Annotated in this window: 15 protein-coding genes; 11 read left to right on the forward strand and 4 right to left on the reverse strand. The window is 69.2% G+C overall.

The annotated features are described in order from the left end of the window. Positions 1–201 precede the first annotated feature (201 nt). From ACFVIV_RS20910 to ACFVIV_RS20945, 8 genes are all read left to right on the forward strand, one after another. Positions 202–1,392 (forward strand): ROK family protein, encoded by a 1,191-nt coding sequence (locus tag ACFVIV_RS20910; protein WP_379198676.1) that lies wholly within the window; start codon positions 202–204, stop codon positions 1,390–1,392. Between the two features lie 27 nt (positions 1,393–1,419). Beyond that, a complete protein-coding gene (locus ACFVIV_RS20915) occupies positions 1,420–2,916 on the forward strand; it encodes a sugar ABC transporter ATP-binding protein (RefSeq protein WP_379198678.1) in 1,497 nt (498 codons plus the stop codon). Next, the gene (locus tag ACFVIV_RS20920; RefSeq protein ID WP_379198679.1) at positions 2,913–3,926 is read left to right on the forward strand and encodes an ABC transporter permease; all 1,014 of its coding nucleotides are present in this window, start codon (positions 2,913–2,915) and stop codon (positions 3,924–3,926) included. Before ACFVIV_RS20915 ends, ACFVIV_RS20920 begins: the two co-directional genes overlap by 4 nt. A gap of 26 nt (positions 3,927–3,952) precedes the next feature. Beyond that, positions 3,953–4,999: a substrate-binding domain-containing protein gene (locus ACFVIV_RS20925; RefSeq protein WP_379198681.1), complete on the forward strand. Its 1,047-nt coding sequence runs from the start codon at positions 3,953–3,955 to the stop codon at positions 4,997–4,999. Between the two features lie 22 nt (positions 5,000–5,021). After that, on the forward strand, positions 5,022–6,194 hold the full coding sequence (locus ACFVIV_RS20930; protein WP_379198683.1) for a Gfo/Idh/MocA family protein: 1,173 nt from the start codon (positions 5,022–5,024) through the stop codon (positions 6,192–6,194). Next, on the forward strand, positions 6,182–7,189 hold the full coding sequence (locus ACFVIV_RS20935) for a sugar phosphate isomerase/epimerase family protein (protein ID WP_379198685.1): 1,008 nt from the start codon (positions 6,182–6,184) through the stop codon (positions 7,187–7,189). Before ACFVIV_RS20930 ends, ACFVIV_RS20935 begins: the two co-directional genes overlap by 13 nt. 72 nt (positions 7,190–7,261) lie before the next feature. After that, complete coding sequence (locus ACFVIV_RS20940; protein WP_379198687.1) at positions 7,262–8,107, forward strand: lysophospholipid acyltransferase family protein; 846 nt, start codon at positions 7,262–7,264, stop codon at positions 8,105–8,107. A gap of 60 nt (positions 8,108–8,167) precedes the next feature. Beyond that, positions 8,168–8,329, forward strand: coding sequence for a hypothetical protein (locus ACFVIV_RS20945; RefSeq protein ID WP_379198689.1), 162 nt, complete (start codon positions 8,168–8,170; stop codon positions 8,327–8,329). Here ACFVIV_RS20945 and ACFVIV_RS20950 read toward each other — a convergent pair. From ACFVIV_RS20950 to ACFVIV_RS20960, 3 genes are all read right to left on the reverse strand, one after another. Then, positions 8,326–8,973, reverse strand: a complete 648-nt coding sequence (locus tag ACFVIV_RS20950) for a hypothetical protein (protein ID WP_379198691.1) — start codon at positions 8,971–8,973, stop codon at positions 8,326–8,328. The two genes, ACFVIV_RS20945 and ACFVIV_RS20950, sit on opposite strands and share 4 nt — an antisense overlap. A gap of 123 nt (positions 8,974–9,096) precedes the next feature. Beyond that, complete coding sequence (locus ACFVIV_RS20955; RefSeq protein WP_379198693.1) at positions 9,097–10,026, reverse strand: SMP-30/gluconolactonase/LRE family protein; 930 nt, start codon at positions 10,024–10,026, stop codon at positions 9,097–9,099. Beyond that, entirely contained in the window at positions 10,023–10,949 is a 927-nt protein-coding gene (locus ACFVIV_RS20960; RefSeq protein WP_379198695.1) for an EamA family transporter, read from the reverse strand. Before ACFVIV_RS20960 ends, ACFVIV_RS20955 begins: the two co-directional genes overlap by 4 nt. 80 nt (positions 10,950–11,029) lie before the next feature. Here ACFVIV_RS20960 and ACFVIV_RS20965 point away from each other — a divergent pair, with 80 nt between their 5' ends. Together ACFVIV_RS20965 and ACFVIV_RS20970 are read left to right on the forward strand one after the other, a co-directional pair. Continuing rightward, entirely contained in the window at positions 11,030–11,902 is an 873-nt protein-coding gene (locus tag ACFVIV_RS20965) for a LysR family transcriptional regulator (protein WP_379198697.1), read from the forward strand. 22 nt (positions 11,903–11,924) lie between these two features. Further along, positions 11,925–12,791, forward strand: coding sequence for an LLM class flavin-dependent oxidoreductase (locus ACFVIV_RS20970; protein WP_379198699.1), 867 nt, complete (start codon positions 11,925–11,927; stop codon positions 12,789–12,791). 192 nt (positions 12,792–12,983) lie between these two features. Here ACFVIV_RS20970 and ACFVIV_RS20975 read toward each other — a convergent pair whose 3' ends face one another. Continuing rightward, positions 12,984–14,144 carry a DUF5925 domain-containing protein gene (locus tag ACFVIV_RS20975; RefSeq protein ID WP_379198701.1) on the reverse strand — a complete coding sequence of 387 codons (1,161 nt, stop codon included), beginning with the start codon at positions 14,142–14,144 and terminating at the stop codon, positions 12,984–12,986. A gap of 141 nt (positions 14,145–14,285) precedes the next feature. Here ACFVIV_RS20975 and ACFVIV_RS20980 point away from each other — a divergent pair, with 141 nt between their 5' ends. After that, a complete protein-coding gene (locus ACFVIV_RS20980; RefSeq protein ID WP_379198703.1) occupies positions 14,286–14,588 on the forward strand; it encodes a hypothetical protein in 303 nt (100 codons plus the stop codon). The last annotated feature ends 184 nt before the right edge of the window (positions 14,589–14,772 follow it).

Genomic DNA, 14,772 nt, shown 5'->3' on the forward strand with positions numbered 1-14,772 from the left:
GGGGGGCTGTTGGCAGCTCACCCCCCACCGCGGGTACGAAACCGCGCGCGTCCTTCTCTATAACCGCACTGGGGGGGCCTCTCGCGCCCCCCCACCACTTTGTCTCGACACAGAACAAACTTTGTGCGAATTCGTCGAAAGTCGGGACAGGGGGCGACAAAGAGGCGTTGAATCGCGGTATCCGTAGGAAAGAAGGACCCGATGCGGATCGCGGCTCGACCCGAAAACGCCCACCAGGTACGGCTATTGCGGCTGTTGCGGGATCGCGGGCCGCAATCGCGGTCGGAGCTCGGGCATCCCATGGAGTTGTCCCGATCCAAGCTGGCGGTCGAGCTCGATCGGCTGGCCGAGCTGGGGCTGGTGGAGGCGGGCGGACTCGCGGCCTCCAGTGGGGGACGGCGGTCGGCCATTGCGCGGCTGGCCTCCGGGTTGCGGTTCGCGGCCGTGGATATCGGGGCCACCTCGATCGATGTCGCGGTGACGGACGGCGAATTGCGGGTGCTCGGAAAGCTTTCCGAGCCGTGCGATATCCGGCAGGGGCCGGCGGCGGTGCTCGAGCGGGTGCTGGATCTGGTCGGCAAGCTGCGCGAGGAGCATGCGGCGGGCGGGCGGTTGCACGGGGCGGGGATCGGCGTGCCGGGGCCGGTGAGCTTTCGCGACGGGATACCGGTGACGCCGCCGATCATGCCCGGGTGGCATCGGTTTCCGGTGCGCGAGGCGGTCGCGCAGGAACTGGGCTGCCCGGTGCTGGTGGACAATGACGTCAACATTATGGCGCTCGGCGAAATGCATGCCGGGTCAGCGCATTCCGTCGAAGACTTCCTCTTGGTCAAGGTCGGCACCGGCGTCGGCTGCGGGATCGTGGTGGGCGGCGGGATCTATCGCGGCGTATCCGGCAGCGCGGGGGATATCGGCCATATCCGGATCAGTGATGACGGGCCCGTGTGCGCCTGCGGCAATGCCGGTTGCCTGGAGGCGTATGCGGGCGGGGCGGCGCTGGCGCGGGAGGCGGTGGCCACGGCGCGGGCCGGGCGATCGGCCTTCCTCGCCGAGCGGCTGGCGACGGCGGGGACGCTGAGCGCCGCCGATCTGGCCGATGCCGCCGCGGCGGGAGATCCGGTGGCGGTGGCCATGATTCGCGAGGCGGGCGGGCATCTCGGCACGGTGCTGGCCGGACTGGTCAGCTTCTTCAATCCCGGGCTGGTGGTGATCGCCGGGGGCGTCACCGGTTTCGGGCATCCGCTGCTCGCGGAGATCCGCAGCGTCGTCTACCGGCGGTCGTTGCCGCTGGCCACCGGCAATCTGCCGATCGTGCTGTCCGAACTCGCCGGTGTCGGCGGGCTCATCGGCGCGGCCCGGCTCATCAGCGATCACGTCTTCAGCGTCGCCTGATTCGCGGCGCCGGCGAGGAGGCCGGCCATGGACACCGTGCTCACCATGCGCGGCATCGTCAAGGAATTCCCGGGCGTGCGGGCCCTGGATCATGTCGATCTGGAGGTGCGGGCGGGGGAGGTGCACTGCCTGCTCGGGCAGAACGGGGCCGGGAAATCGACGCTGATCAAGGTGCTGTCGGGGGCGCATCAACCCGATGGGGGTGAAATGCGCTGGCGCGGTGCGCCGGTGCGGCTGTCCGGGCCCGCGGCGGCGACGCGGCTGGGGATCGCGACGATCTATCAGGAATTGGACCTGTCGGATGGGCTGAGCATCGCCGAGAACATCTTTCTCGGGCACGAGCATTCGCGCTTCGGATTCACCCGCCGGGCGCCGGCGGCGCGCGCGACCACCGCACTGCTCGGGCGGCTCGGGCATGCGGAGCTGCGGCCCGATACCGCCGTGGGCGCCTTGCCCGCCGCGGCCAAACAGGTGGTGAGCATTGCGCGGGCGCTCTCGCACGACGCGCGGCTGATCGTCATGGACGAGCCCTCGGCGGCGCTGGGCAATGACGAGGTGGCCAACCTGTTTCGCATCATCGGCCAGCTCCGTTCCGAAGGCGTTGCGGTGGTTTACATTTCGCATCGCCTGGAGGAAATCCGGGCGATCGGCGATCGGATCACCGTGCTGAAGGACGGGCGCACGGTCGCCGCCGGACTGCCCGCCGGGACCACCACCGAGCATGTGGTGTCGCTGATGACCGGGCGCGGCGATCTCCGGCAGGCGGCGGCGCGGACATCGCGCCTCGCGGGCGGGGAGGTGCTGCGGGTGGAGGGGCTCGCGCTGCCGGGCCGATTCCACGATCTGTCGTTCACCGTGCACGCCGGGGAGATCGTCGGACTGGCCGGGCTGGTCGGGGCCGGGCGCTCGGAGATCCTGGAGACCGTCTACGGCGCGCGGCGTCCGTCGGCGGGCCGGGTGCTGGTCGACGGGCGGCGGATCCGGCCCGGCAGTACCCGCGCGGCGGTGGCCGCCGGGCTCGGTCTCGCGCCGGAGGAGCGCAAATCGCAGGCGTTGTTCCTGCTGGAATCGGTGGGGCGCAATATCTCCGCCGCCTCGCTGCCGCGCTACTCCCGCTTCGGCTGGTTCGACCGGCGGCGCGAACGCGCCGACACCCGTGCCGCCCTGGATCGCGTCGGGGTGCGTCCGGCCGATCCCGCGCATCCGGTGCGCGAACTCTCCGGCGGCAATCAGCAGAAGGCGATTCTGGCGCGCTGGCTGCTCGACGACGCCCGGGTGCTGCTGCTGGACGAGCCCACCCGCGGGGTGGACGTCGGTGCGCGCGCGGATGTGTACGCCCAGATCCGCCGGCTGTCCGAGCAGGGTGTGGCGGTGCTGCTGGTCTCCAGCGATCTGCCGGAACTGCTCGCGCTCGCGGACCGGGTGCTGGTGTTGCGCGACGGCGTGGTGATCCACGCGGCCGCCGCGGCCGAGCTCGGGGAACACGACATCATCGCCATGATCATGGAAGGGAGCGCCTTGTGAGTGAGGTGCAGGCGAAAACGGCGGCCCCGCCCGGTGATCGACCGGCGGCGGCCGCACCGGGCAAGGCGCGCCGCGAGATTCGCAAACACGCGACGCTGGTGGTGGCGTTGCTGGCCCTGCTGGCGGTCGGGGCGGTGACCAAGGGCGAGGACTTCCTCAGCACCAGCAATATGATCACCATTCTCACGCTGGCGTCGGTGATCGGCGTGGTCACCGTGGGCATGACATTCGTGATCATCGGCGGCGGCATCGACCTGTCGGTGGGCGCGATCATCGCGCTGGCCTCGGTGTGGTGCACGACCACCGCGACGCAGTCCTACGGCGTGGCCGGAATGATGTTCAGCGCCTTGGCCGTCGGCGCGGCCTGCGGGCTGCTCAATGGTGCGCTCATCGCCTACGGCAAGCTGGTGCCGTTCATCGTGACGCTGGCCATGATGGTGGCCGCGCGCGGTCTGGCCGAACAGCTCTCGGGGCGGCAGTCGCAGCTGGTCACCACCGATCTGCTGGCGCTGGCGCAGGAGCGGGTGCTGGGCATTCCGCTGCTGGTGTACCTGTTCCTGGTCGTGGTGGCCATCGGGTGGATCCTGCTGGAGCGCACCGCCTTCGGGCGGCGCAGCTGCGCGGTCGGTGGCAATCCGGAGGCGGCGCGGCTGGCCGGCATCGATGTGCGGCGGCACACGCTGCTGCTGTATGTGATCTCCGGCGTGTGCTGCGGTATCGCCGCCATCATGCTCACCGCGCAGACGACCACCGGGGCCAGCACCAACGGCCAGCTCTACGAACTGGATGCGATCGCCGCGGTGGTCATCGGCGGCACGCTGCTCAGCGGCGGATTCGGCACCATCACCGGGTCGATCCTCGGGGTGCTGGTCTTCACCGTCATCGAGGACCTGTTCATCCTCAACAACCTGGAACAACCCATCCAGGCGATCGGCAAGGGCGCGATCATCGTCGCGGTCCTGCTGTTCCAGCGCTTCGGCCGCGCCCGGGCCGTCCCCACTCTCACCTGAGAACTGTTGAAGCACTAAGGAATACCATGAGCACCACCCATTCCCCCTCCCGACGCGGCGTGCTGCTCGGCGGGCTGGCGGCCGGCGCGGGCCTGTTCGCGGCGGCCTGCACCTCCAACGAGAGCACCTCCACCACCCAGGTCGCGGGCAATACCGGCGACAATGCGGCCGCCGGGGCGGAGGTGAACATCGGATTCTCCGCGCCCTCGGCCGATCACGGCTGGACCGCGGCCGTCACCCGCAATGCCCGGGCGCAGGCCGAGGGGCTCAGCGATGTGAAGCTCAGCCTGACCGAGGGGACCAATGACGTCGCTCGCCAGATCGAGCAGGTGCAGACGCTGATCAATCAGAAGGTCGATGTGCTGGTGATCCTGCCGTTCGACGGCAATGCGCTCACCGAGATCGCGAAAAGCGCCATGGCGGCGGGGATTCCGGTGATCAATCTGGATCGGGTGTTCGCCTCGGCGCTGGCGTATCGCACCTGGATCGGCGGCGACAACTATGGAATGGGCATCAATGCGGGCAATTTCATCATCGCGCGGATGCGGGAGAAGAACATCGCCGACCCGGTGATCGTGGAGATCGCGGGAATCGACAATCTTCAGCTCACTCAGGAGCGCAGCCAGGGCTTCCGGGATGCGCTGGGAGCCGCGGGATTCCGCATCGAGGCCAGGCAGTCCACCGACTTCACCGCCTCGGGCGGGCAGCAGGTGGCGAGCCAGATGTTGCAGGCGGTCAAGAAGATCGACGCCATGTGGAATCACGACGACGATCAGGGCATCGGGGTGCTCGCCGCCATCCGGCAGGCCAATCGCGCCGGTGAATTCGTCATGGTCGGCGGCGGTGGTTCCACTCAGGCCATGAACGAGATCAAGGGAGGGAGCTCGCCCTTGCAGGCGACCGTGCTCTACAGCCCCGCCATGGCCTCCTCCGCGGTCGCGCTGGCCCGGCTGCTGGGGCAGCGCAAGGCGCTCGGCGATCTCGCCGAACACGATGTGCCCGCGAAGATCACGACCTTCTCCGCGGTCGTCACCAAGGACAACGTGGATCAGTACCTGGCCAACGGTTACTGACACCCGACCCGAACGGAGCCCGATGAGCTCGACGAACCGACCGACTGTCGGCATCGGCCTGGTCGGCCATGCCTTCATGGGGCGCGCCCACTCCCACGCCTGGCGCAGCGTGGACGCGTTCTTCGATTTGCCGTGGCAGCCGGTGCTTTCCGTGCTCGCCGGGCGCGATGCCGGGCGGGCGGCCGCGGCGGCCGCCCGGCTCGGCTGGGGGAGCGCGGTGGGCGATTGGAAGCATCTGCTCGAACGCGAGGATGTCGATCTCATCGATATCTGCACCCCCGGCGACAGCCATGCCGAAATCGCCGTCGCCGCACTGGAAGCCGGCAAGCATGTGCTGTGTGAGAAGCCGCTGGCCAATACCCTGGCCGAGGCGGAGGCCATGGCCGCCGCGGCCGAGCGGGCGGCGCGCCACGGGGTGCGGTCCATGGTCGGCTTCAGCTACCGGCGCGTGCCCGCGCTGTCGCTGGCCCGGAAGTTGGTGGCGCAGGGGCGGATCGGGGCCATCCGGCATGTGCGGGCGCAGTACCTCCAGGACTGGCTTGCCGATCCGCTCACGCCCATGAGCTGGCGGCTCGATCGCGAGCGCGCCGGCTCCGGGGCCCTCGGCGATATCGGCGCGCACATTATCGACGCCACCCAATTCGTCACCGGGGAAGCGCTGATCGGCGTCTCTGCCCTGCTGGACACCTTCGTCACCGAACGCCCGCTCCCCGACGGCCCCGGCAGCGGCCCCGTCACCGTCGACGATGCCGCCCTGTTCCTCGGCCGCCTCTCCGGCGGCGGCCTGGCCTCCTTCGAGGCCACCCGGGTCGCCACCGGCCGGAAGAACTCACTGCGGCTGGAACTCAATGGAACTCGCGGCAGCCTGGCCTTCGATCTGGAGGCCATGAACGAGCTGTGGTTCCACGACAATACCGGCGACGCCGACACCGCCGGCTTCCGCCGCATCCTGGTCACCGAACCCCAGCACCCCTACGCGGGCGCCTGGTGGCCCCCCGGTCACGCTCTCGGCTACGACCACACCTTCACCAACGAGGTCGCCGACCTCATCATCGCCATCGCCGCCGGCAAGGATCCCGAACCCACCTTCGCCGATGGCCTCGCCGTCCAACGCGTCCTCGCCGCAGTCGAATCCAGCGCCGCCGACGCGGGCCGCTGGACCACCATCGCAGGAGACCCGCCATGCGACCGATAACCCTGTTCACCGGCCAATGGGCCGACCTCCCCTTCGAGACAGTCTGCGAACTGGCAGCGGGCTGGGGCTACGACGGCCTCGAAATAGCCTGCTCGGGAGACCATTTCGAAGTCGACAAGGCCCTCTCCGACCCCGCCTACATCTCCGCCAAACGCAAAACCCTCGAAAAGCACGGCCTCCAAGTCTTCGCCATCTCCAACCACCTGGTAGGCCAAGCGGTCTGCGACCACCCCATAGACGACCGCCACCGCGCCATCCTCCCCGCCCGCATCTGGTCCGACGGCGACCCCGAAGGCGTCCGCCGACGCGCCGCCACCGAAATGGCCGACACCGCCAGGGCGGCAGCCGAACTCGGCGTCACCACCGTGGTCGGCTTCACCGGCTCCTCCATCTGGCACACCGTCGCCATGTTCCCCCCGGTCTCCCAAGCCCAGATCGACCGCGGCTACCAAGATTTCGCCGACCGCTGGAACCCCATCCTCGACGTCTTCGACGCCGAAGGCATCCGCTTCGCCCACGAAATCCACCCCGGCGAAATCGCCTACGACTACTGGACCACAGTCCGCACCCTCCAAGCCATCGACCACCGCCCCGCCTTCGGCCTCAACTGGGACCCCTCCCACTTCATCTGGCAAGACCTCGACCCCGTGGCCGTCATCCTCGACTTCCCCGACCGCATCTACCACGTGGATTGCAAAGACACGAAACTCCGCGTAGGCGACGGCCGCCGCGGCCGCCTCTCCTCCCACCTCCCCTGGTCCGACCTCCGCCGCGGCTGGGACTTCGTCTCCACCGGCCGCGGCGACGTCCCCTGGGAAGACTCCTTCCGCGCCCTCAACGCCATCAACTACACCGGCCCCATCTCCATCGAATGGGAAGACGCCGCCATGGACCGCCTATCCGGCGCCCCCGAAGCCCTCACCTTCATCCGCCGCCACAACGCCATCACACCCCCGCCCGCTGCCTTCGACGCCGCCTTCACCGACCATCGGTAATCGCGAGCGCGTTTCGGGCGCCCTCGGCCGGGCACAACCGGAGTTATGAGCGCGAGATTCTGGAGACGGCCGGTGGATGCGGTGAGCGAGTGGGTGCGCGGGCTGGTGCCGGAGGGCAAGCTGAGCGACCGCGATCCGGAATTTATCGCTCGCACAGTTGATTTCGGGTGGCGGATGGTGCGCGTGTATTTCCGGGCCGAGGTACGGGGGATCGAGAAGGTGCCCGCCGAGGGGCCGGTTTTGCTGGTGGGGAATCACACCGGGGGAATCACCGCGCCGGAGGTGCCGGTGACGGCGTTGGGGTTCGTGCGGTATTTCGGGGTGGAGCGGGCGTTCTACCAATTGGCGCACGACTTGCTGATGGTCGCGCCGGGATTGGGGGATGCGGCGCGGAAGTGGGGGACCTTGGCGGCGGCCCCGGAGAATGCCCGGAAGGCCTTGCGGGTGGGTGCGGCGGTGCTGGTGTATCCGGGCGGGGATTGGGAGGTTATGCGGCCGACGTGTGAACAGGATCGGATCGACTTCGCCGGGCGGAAGGGGTTCGTGCGGTTGGCGGTGGAGGAAGGTGTGCCGATTGTGCCGGTGGTGACTATTGGCGGTCAGGAGACATTGTTCATCCTGACGAGGGGCGATCGGATCGCGCGGGCATTGCGACTGGACCGCTTGTTCCGGGTCAAGGTCTTCCCCATTTCGTTCGCTCTGCCGTGGGGCCTCAATATCAGTGATGCCCTCGGCCACATTCCCTTGCCCGCCAAGATCATCGTGGAGTTTCGCGACCCCATCGATGTGCGGGCGGCGCTGGAAGACGCCGGTAAGGAGCCCGACGACTGGGATGCCGCCTACGAGCTCGTCACCGGTGTGATGCAGCGGAAGCTGAGCAAGCTCGCGGATGAACGGCAGTTGCCCGTGCTCGGTTGACGGAACGAGTGGTCAGGAATCGAGAAGCGGCCGAATCCACGCCGCGCCTAGCGTGAACGCATGTGCATCAATAGCCTGCAACGCGTCTACCTGGCCGCTCATGACAAGACGGATTCGAGCGCCGAAACCGGTGAATCGTCCAGCGCGCAGGCGCTGGACGATTCACCGGTGGTCACGGGGCTCGTCACCGCGGTCGGATCACAACCGGAGTACGCCGCCTAGCGGGTGGTCGTCGTCGGCCACGACCCGGTCGTGGTGGTCACCGGGGGCGGTGTGGTCGTCGGCACCGGGGCGACGGTGGTGGTGAGGCGGATCGGGTCGGGGCACCTTCCGTCGCGTTCACCGATCATGTTGATCTCGGCATTCGAGCGGGGATCGCCCGCATAGTTGATCTTGTCCGTGCACTTCACCTCGTCCGGATTGCCGCACTGGCCGAATCCGCAATTGTCGGTGCCGCAGAAGGGAACGCCGCCCGGGCAATCACTCGTGGAGGTGGGCACGGTCGGCTGTTCGCCGCAGATGACGCCGGAATCGCAATTGTCCGTCCCGCAGTAGGGAATATCGGGCCCGCACTCGTTCGGCGCGGTGGGCACATTCCCCTGATCCGTACCGCCACCGCCACCATTGCCGCCACCGCCCGGCTGTGATACGTCCTGGCCACCGGCGCCGCCTGGATTGCCCTGCGGTGCACCCGAACTCGTCGGCGTGACCGTCTTCGTGGCGCTGACCGAGGTCTTCGACACCGTGCTCGACGCCGGCGCGCCGGAATCGGATTCCTTTGTCGTGCACGCCGACAACACCAGCACCAGCGCCAACGCACCCAGCAGCACGCCTATGACGGCGCGCAGCCGACTACCCGTCCGCATCATCGGAACTCTCTTCCTCCCGCTGCCGCAGCAGCCCACCCCCGACCCGTATTCGAGGCTAAAAGGGCGCGGCGTCAGCGGGTATCGGACGGATGCCCTATTCGAGTCCAGGCGCTGCCGGGCTCAGGGCTGATCGATGGCGACCACGTTGTAGGTGGTGGTCGGCTCCGGCGGCGTATCGAAGCGGGCATTGGGCAGATACAGCCGCCCGCCGAACACCCCGAAGGTCGTCGGCACATCGAAGCGCTGATCGGTGACGCGCCGTTGGACCGTGCCCGTCGTGCCCGCATCATCGAGGGTGACCACGGCGATCGCATTGAGCCGGTTCTGCACGACGAGCAGCCGGTTGCCCTGCAACAGCAGCCCGTCCCCGTCGACCAGGCTCTCGCCGCCGATATCGATCCGCTCGGTCACACCGGTTGCCGGATCGATCCGGAACAGTTGCCCGGTCTCCGACTGCACCATGACCAGCCCGGTGCCGTCGGGCGTGCGCACGATTCCATTGCCGTTGAAAGCCCCTGGCACATAAGCGATATCGCCGCTCAGCGGCACCGTCACCACCGCTTCGCGCGGCGGCAACGCGCCATCGGGACCAATGGGCAGGTGATACAGCACAGGACTGCGCGAGTCCGTGAACCACGCACCCGCACCCGTGAACACGATGTCATTGACGAAAGTGTCCGGCGCCGTGCCGAATTGATAGCCGGCCAGCACCGCACCCGTCCGCGTGTCGATAACCCGAGCGTCACCCGCCGTGCCACCGGCCACGAACAGCCGTCCGCGATCGTCGAGCGAGAGCCCGAGCGATTGCGTACCGGGCCCTTCGCTGAAGACCCCGCCCTGCCCGGTGATCAGGTCCACGCGATAGATGTCGCCGTCGGCCATCGAACCGATATAGGCCACCGGCAGCGTTCCGATGGCAATGCCTTCCGGCCGGAACCCGGCGGGCAATTCGATCGTGGTGGGAAACAGCCCTTGTGCCGCCGCCGGATCGGCGGGCGCGAACAGGCCGAGGCAGCCGAGAGCCGCCGTGATACCGAGAATGCGTTTCATCTCATCTTTTCTTTGCGAGTAGGCACGGGAAGCTGTCCCGCGACGATGGCGGCGAGCGCGATCCCGAACCCGGCCAACTGGATCGGGCCGAAGGTCTGGCCGAGCAGCACGGCCCCGAGCGCCGCGGCCACCAGCGGCGAGATCAGGACGAGTACCGCGACCGAGGCGACCGGCAAGGTGGCGATGCCGCGGAACCACACGACATACGCGATCAGCCCGCCGGTCCCGCCCAGCCAGAGATAGCCCAGCGCGGCAATGGGATCGATGCCGGGCGGCGGCCCCTCGGCCAGGAATGTGATGGGCACCAGGAACAGCCCGCCCGCCGCGAGCTGCCAGCCCGCGAACGCGGTCGGCCCGGCCTCGGGCGGTCGTCCCCAGCGTTTGGTGAGCGTCAGCCCGAGCGCCATCGACCCCGCGCTGATCAGTCCCGCCGCCACCCCGATCGGATCGAAGGCGGCCTCCGGGCCGATCACCACCAGTCCGACGCCGACCGCGCCCGCGATCCCCCAGGCGAAGCGCCACGCGGAGGGACTCTCCCCGAGCACGACCACGACCAGCACCGCGACGATCAGCGGCTGCACCGCCGCCAACGTCGCCACAATGCCGCCCGGCAGGCGTTCGGCCGCAATGAACACCAGGGCATTGAGCAGCCCGATATTCAGCACGCCCAGCACCGCGGTCTTCACCCACCAGCCGCCGCGCGGCAGCACCCGCGTGCACGCCAGCGCGATGAGCCCGGCGGGCAGCGCCCGCATGAGCGCGGCGAACATTGGGTGACCGGCCGGCAGCAGCTCGGTGATGGTCACGTACGTCGTGCCCCATGAGACGGGAGCGATCGCAGTCAGCGCGACCCGGGACAGCGTCGCCCGCTGCGGTTCGCTGCCGTACGCGCCGGAAATCGGCTGTGCTGCGGGACTTTTCACACCTCCAAGTCTCGCGCACGCCGGATCTATGAGTCCAACACATGTTTGTCAATTCATCGATCGTGAATCACGATTGATAGATGGAGCTCCAGCAGATGCGCTACGTCGTCGCCGTCGCCGAGACCAATAGCTTCACCCGCGCGGCCGAACGCTGTCTGGTGGTGCAATCCGCCCTCAGTCACCAGATCGCCCGCCTGGAACGGGAACTCGGCGCGAAGCTGTTCGAGCGCACCAGCCGCCGGGTGCGGCTGACCCCGGCGGGCGCGGCCTTCCTGCCCGCCGCGCAGCAATGCCTGGAGGCCGCCGACCGCGCCGCCGCCGAGGTCGCCGCGGCCGTCGGCGAGATCCGCGGCCGCCTGGCCGTGGGCCTGATTCCCACCGTCGCCGCCGTCGATGTCCCCGGCGCGCTGCGCGAGATCCGCGGCCGGTACCCGCACGTGCGCATCGGCCTGTGCGTCGGTGCGAGCGACAATCTGGTCGAGAAGGTCAAGCAGGGCACTCTCGACGTGGCCTTCCTCGGCTTGCCGATCACCGCCCGCCCGCACGGCGTGGCCGCCCACGAACTGGCCCGCGGCCGCCTGGTCGCCGTGGTCGCGCCCGACCATCCACTGGCCGCCGGGCCCGCGGTCGACCTGCGCCGCCTCGCCGAGGAAGTGTTCGTGGACCTCCCCGCCGGCACGGCCGGCCGCATCCAGACCGACCAGGCCTTCACCGCCGCCGGACTCGTCCGCGACGTCGCCTTCGAAGTGAGCACCGCCGACTACATGGCCCGCCTGGTCGAGCAGAACCTCTGCGTCGCCATGGTTCCCGCCACCTACGCCCCGAAACTCACCGGTGTGGTCACCCTCGAGATCGCCGACGCCCCGGACCGCATCGAATACGTCATCTGGAACCGCGCCACCCGCACCCCGGCCGCCACCGCCTTCCTCTCCGTTCTCGGCGTCCCGTGCTGACCGATTCTGGTAGGCATGAAGGATGACGACGCTGGGTGCCGTGTTCCGTCCCGAGAATCCGCCGGAGCGCATGCGCGAAGTTGTTCGCGCGGCCGAGGATTCGGGGCTCGAGGAGTTGTGGCTGTGGGAGGACTGCTTCCAGGAAGGCGGAATCGCGAGCGCCGCAGCGGCTCTCGCATGGAGTGAGCGAATGCGCATCGGGGTCGGCGTGCTGCCGGTGCCGCTGCGCAATGTCGCGCTGACCGCCATGGAAATCGCCACGCTGGAGCGGATGTTCCCCGGCCGCGGCATCTGGGGCGTGGGCCACGGTGTCCTGGACTGGATGGGCCAGGCGGGCGTGCGCGCCGCCTCGCCGCTGACGCTGCTCCGCGAATACCTCGATGCCCTGCGCGGATTGCTCGCCGGGGACCGAATCACCGTGAAGGGCCGCTACATTCAGCTCGACGACGTCGCCCTGGACTACCCGCCCGCCAGCGCGCCCGCGATCCTGTCCGCCGCGAGCGGCCCGCGCACCCTGAGTCTGGTCGGCGCGGCCGCCGACGGCGTCATCCTGACCAGCAGCACCCCGCCCGACCGCATTCGCGCCGCCGTCGACACCCTCCGCGCCGCCCGCCCCGAAAGCACCGCCGCCCAGCCGTATCCGGTCGTCGTCTACCTGCTCGCCGCCACCGGCCCCGATGCCGCCGACCGCCTCGCCGCCGACCGCCGCAGAAACAACTACACCGACGAGATCGGCGTAGCGGGCGACGCCCACGCCATGGCCGACGCCATCGCCCGCTGGACCGAGGCCGGCGCCACCAGCGTCATCCTCGAACCCACCTCCGACGAGCCGGATCCGGCCGGCTTCGTCCGCTTCGTCGCCGAACAGGTCCGCCCCCTCGTCCCCTGACCGCGCGGCCGAACTGCCCGGTCGAACATTCCCTTCGTCATTCCGGCGCGTTCTTGGCCGGAATCCACCGCGTCGTAGGAGATCCCGGCCAAAAGCGCGCCGGGATGACGGGAGAGGCTGCCGCGCGAGGACGGGGGAGGCTGCCGCACGAGGGCGGAGAGCTGCTGTCTGCGGGTTCGGTCGCCTCGCGGGCTACAGGTAGCCGGCGGAACCGGTGAGGTCGGGAGCGGGCTCGGATTGAATGCGCGAGCGGTTGTCTCGCGCTTCGATCAGCTCGGCCAGCGTCATGCCGTCGGGTCCGATCGCCGGGTGCGGGCGGTCGTCGAGTTCGCGGGTGAGCCAGGTGGTGGCCTCGGCGGGGGAGAGCGGTCCCACCTCGAGCTGGGCCAGGCAGCGGCCGGGCCGGATGACGGCGGGGTGCAGGCGGGAGAGGTGCTCGTTGGTGGTGATGGCCACCAGCACGTCCCGGCCCTGCCCGAGCATGCCGTCGGTGAGGTTCAGCAGGCGGGAAAGGCCTTGTCCGGTGGACTCTTTGGCGGAGCCGCGAATCAGCTCGTCGCAGTCCTCCAGGACGAGCAGCCGCCAGCGGCGCTTGGCCTCGTCGTAGGTGTCCACGCCCATGGCCACTTCCATGAGATAGCCGGGCGTGGAGAACAGGATCTCCGGGTCGAGCACGCAGTCGACCTGGCACCAGTCGCTCCATTCCCGGGCCAGGGCGCGCAGCGCGGAGGTCTTGCCGGTGCCGGGCGGCCCGTGCAGCAGGAGCAGGCGGCCGGAGACGCTGTCGGCGCGCGTGGCCATGAGTTTCCCGATGGCCTCGCCGACCGCGGTGGCGTAGTTCTGCGCGACCTCGGACCAGGCGGCGGCGGTGATGGTGCGCTCGCGGCGCTGCGGGCCGTGGGATCCGTAGTGCCAGAAGCCCATCGAGACGTGACTCTCGTCGGGCTCGGGTGCCACCGTGGCATCGGCGGTGCAGGCGTCGAGGATCTCGCGGGCGAGGGCCTCGGTGGTGGCGCTGATGTGCAGCACGGCATTGCCGCTGGTGCGGCGGTCCACGCGCAGCGTCCAGCCGTCGCCGGTGGACAGGACCGTCCGGGTGCCCTCGTCCTCGCTGGTGCGCAGCACGAGCGCGCCGGCGGGCAGCAGCGGCGCGTCCGGCTTCACGTGCTCGAGTTCCTTCGTCACCGCGTGCGGTTGTTCGCCGCTGAGAAACGGTGCGAGGCCGAGCGCGTCGATGATGTCGCGGGGCGTATCGGCATCGTCGATGTTCATCACCCACGACAGCGCCTCGTGGGCGGCGGCCGGCTGCTCGCGGCCGACCAGCCTGAGGCGTTCCTGGGGAGTCGAGGTCATCCGACGATCATGCGGACATATCGGGCGGTGGTCCAACGATTTTCGATCGTCTACGGGCGCGTGTAGTAGGCCGAATCCGGACGCCGGCGCGCCGGGTCTATGGTCGAGACAGTTGTTGGATCTGTGCTGGAGGTTGTGAAGATGGCTCGTATTCCCACGTCTGCACTGGTCGCCGGTGGTCTCACCGGTGGCTTCGCGCTTGCTCAGGCGACGAAGAAGCGGCAGCTGGGCGGTGCGGTGTTCGCGGCGGGCACCCTCGCCGCCGTGCCGCAGTGGTACAAGACGGTCGGCGCGGGCGGCGCGGCGGCGCTGACCGGCGTGTCGATCGGGGCCATGGGCGCCTCGCATCCGCTGGCCAAGAAGATCGGCGCCTGGCCGTCGGTCGCGGTGGTCTCGAGCGTGGTCGCGCTGGCGGCCTGGGCCGCGGTGGATCGGCGCGCCTGAGACACCCGGGCGGAGCCGGTCCGAAACACCGGCTCCGCCAACGACGAATTCCGCTGGCGCACACAGTCGCGCGTCAGGATTCTGGATCGCGACCCCTTTGGAAACTGTCTCAGACTATTTATCCTGGGGACGAGAGCGTAGGTCGCCCGACCCGGCGCTCCACATCGACACCGACGTCGACGAA

Source organism: Nocardia sp. NPDC127526, from assembly GCF_042672265.1.
In the GTDB taxonomy this organism is placed as follows: domain Bacteria; phylum Actinomycetota; class Actinomycetes; order Mycobacteriales; family Mycobacteriaceae; genus Nocardia.

Coding starts and splice junctions, on each gene's coding strand:
- ACFVIV_RS20910 (WP_379198676.1), top strand. CDS start 202: ATGCGGATCGCGGCTCGACCCGAAAACGCCCACCAGGTACGGCTATTG.
- ACFVIV_RS20915 (WP_379198678.1), top strand. CDS start 1,420: ATGGACACCGTGCTCACCATGCGCGGCATCGTCAAGGAATTCCCGGGC.
- ACFVIV_RS20925 (WP_379198681.1), top strand. CDS start 3,953: ATGAGCACCACCCATTCCCCCTCCCGACGCGGCGTGCTGCTCGGCGGG.
- ACFVIV_RS20930 (WP_379198683.1), top strand. CDS start 5,022: ATGAGCTCGACGAACCGACCGACTGTCGGCATCGGCCTGGTCGGCCAT.
- ACFVIV_RS20935 (WP_379198685.1), top strand. CDS start 6,182: ATGCGACCGATAACCCTGTTCACCGGCCAATGGGCCGACCTCCCCTTC.
- ACFVIV_RS20945 (WP_379198689.1), top strand. CDS start 8,168: ATGTGCATCAATAGCCTGCAACGCGTCTACCTGGCCGCTCATGACAAG.
- ACFVIV_RS20950 (WP_379198691.1), bottom strand. CDS start 8,973: ATGCGGACGGGTAGTCGGCTGCGCGCCGTCATAGGCGTGCTGCTGGGT.
- ACFVIV_RS20955 (WP_379198693.1), bottom strand. CDS start 10,026: ATGAAACGCATTCTCGGTATCACGGCGGCTCTCGGCTGCCTCGGCCTG.
- ACFVIV_RS20965 (WP_379198697.1), top strand. CDS start 11,030: ATGGAGCTCCAGCAGATGCGCTACGTCGTCGCCGTCGCCGAGACCAAT.
- ACFVIV_RS20970 (WP_379198699.1), top strand. CDS start 11,925: ATGACGACGCTGGGTGCCGTGTTCCGTCCCGAGAATCCGCCGGAGCGC.
- ACFVIV_RS20975 (WP_379198701.1), bottom strand. CDS start 14,144: ATGACCTCGACTCCCCAGGAACGCCTCAGGCTGGTCGGCCGCGAGCAG.
- ACFVIV_RS20980 (WP_379198703.1), top strand. CDS start 14,286: ATGGCTCGTATTCCCACGTCTGCACTGGTCGCCGGTGGTCTCACCGGT.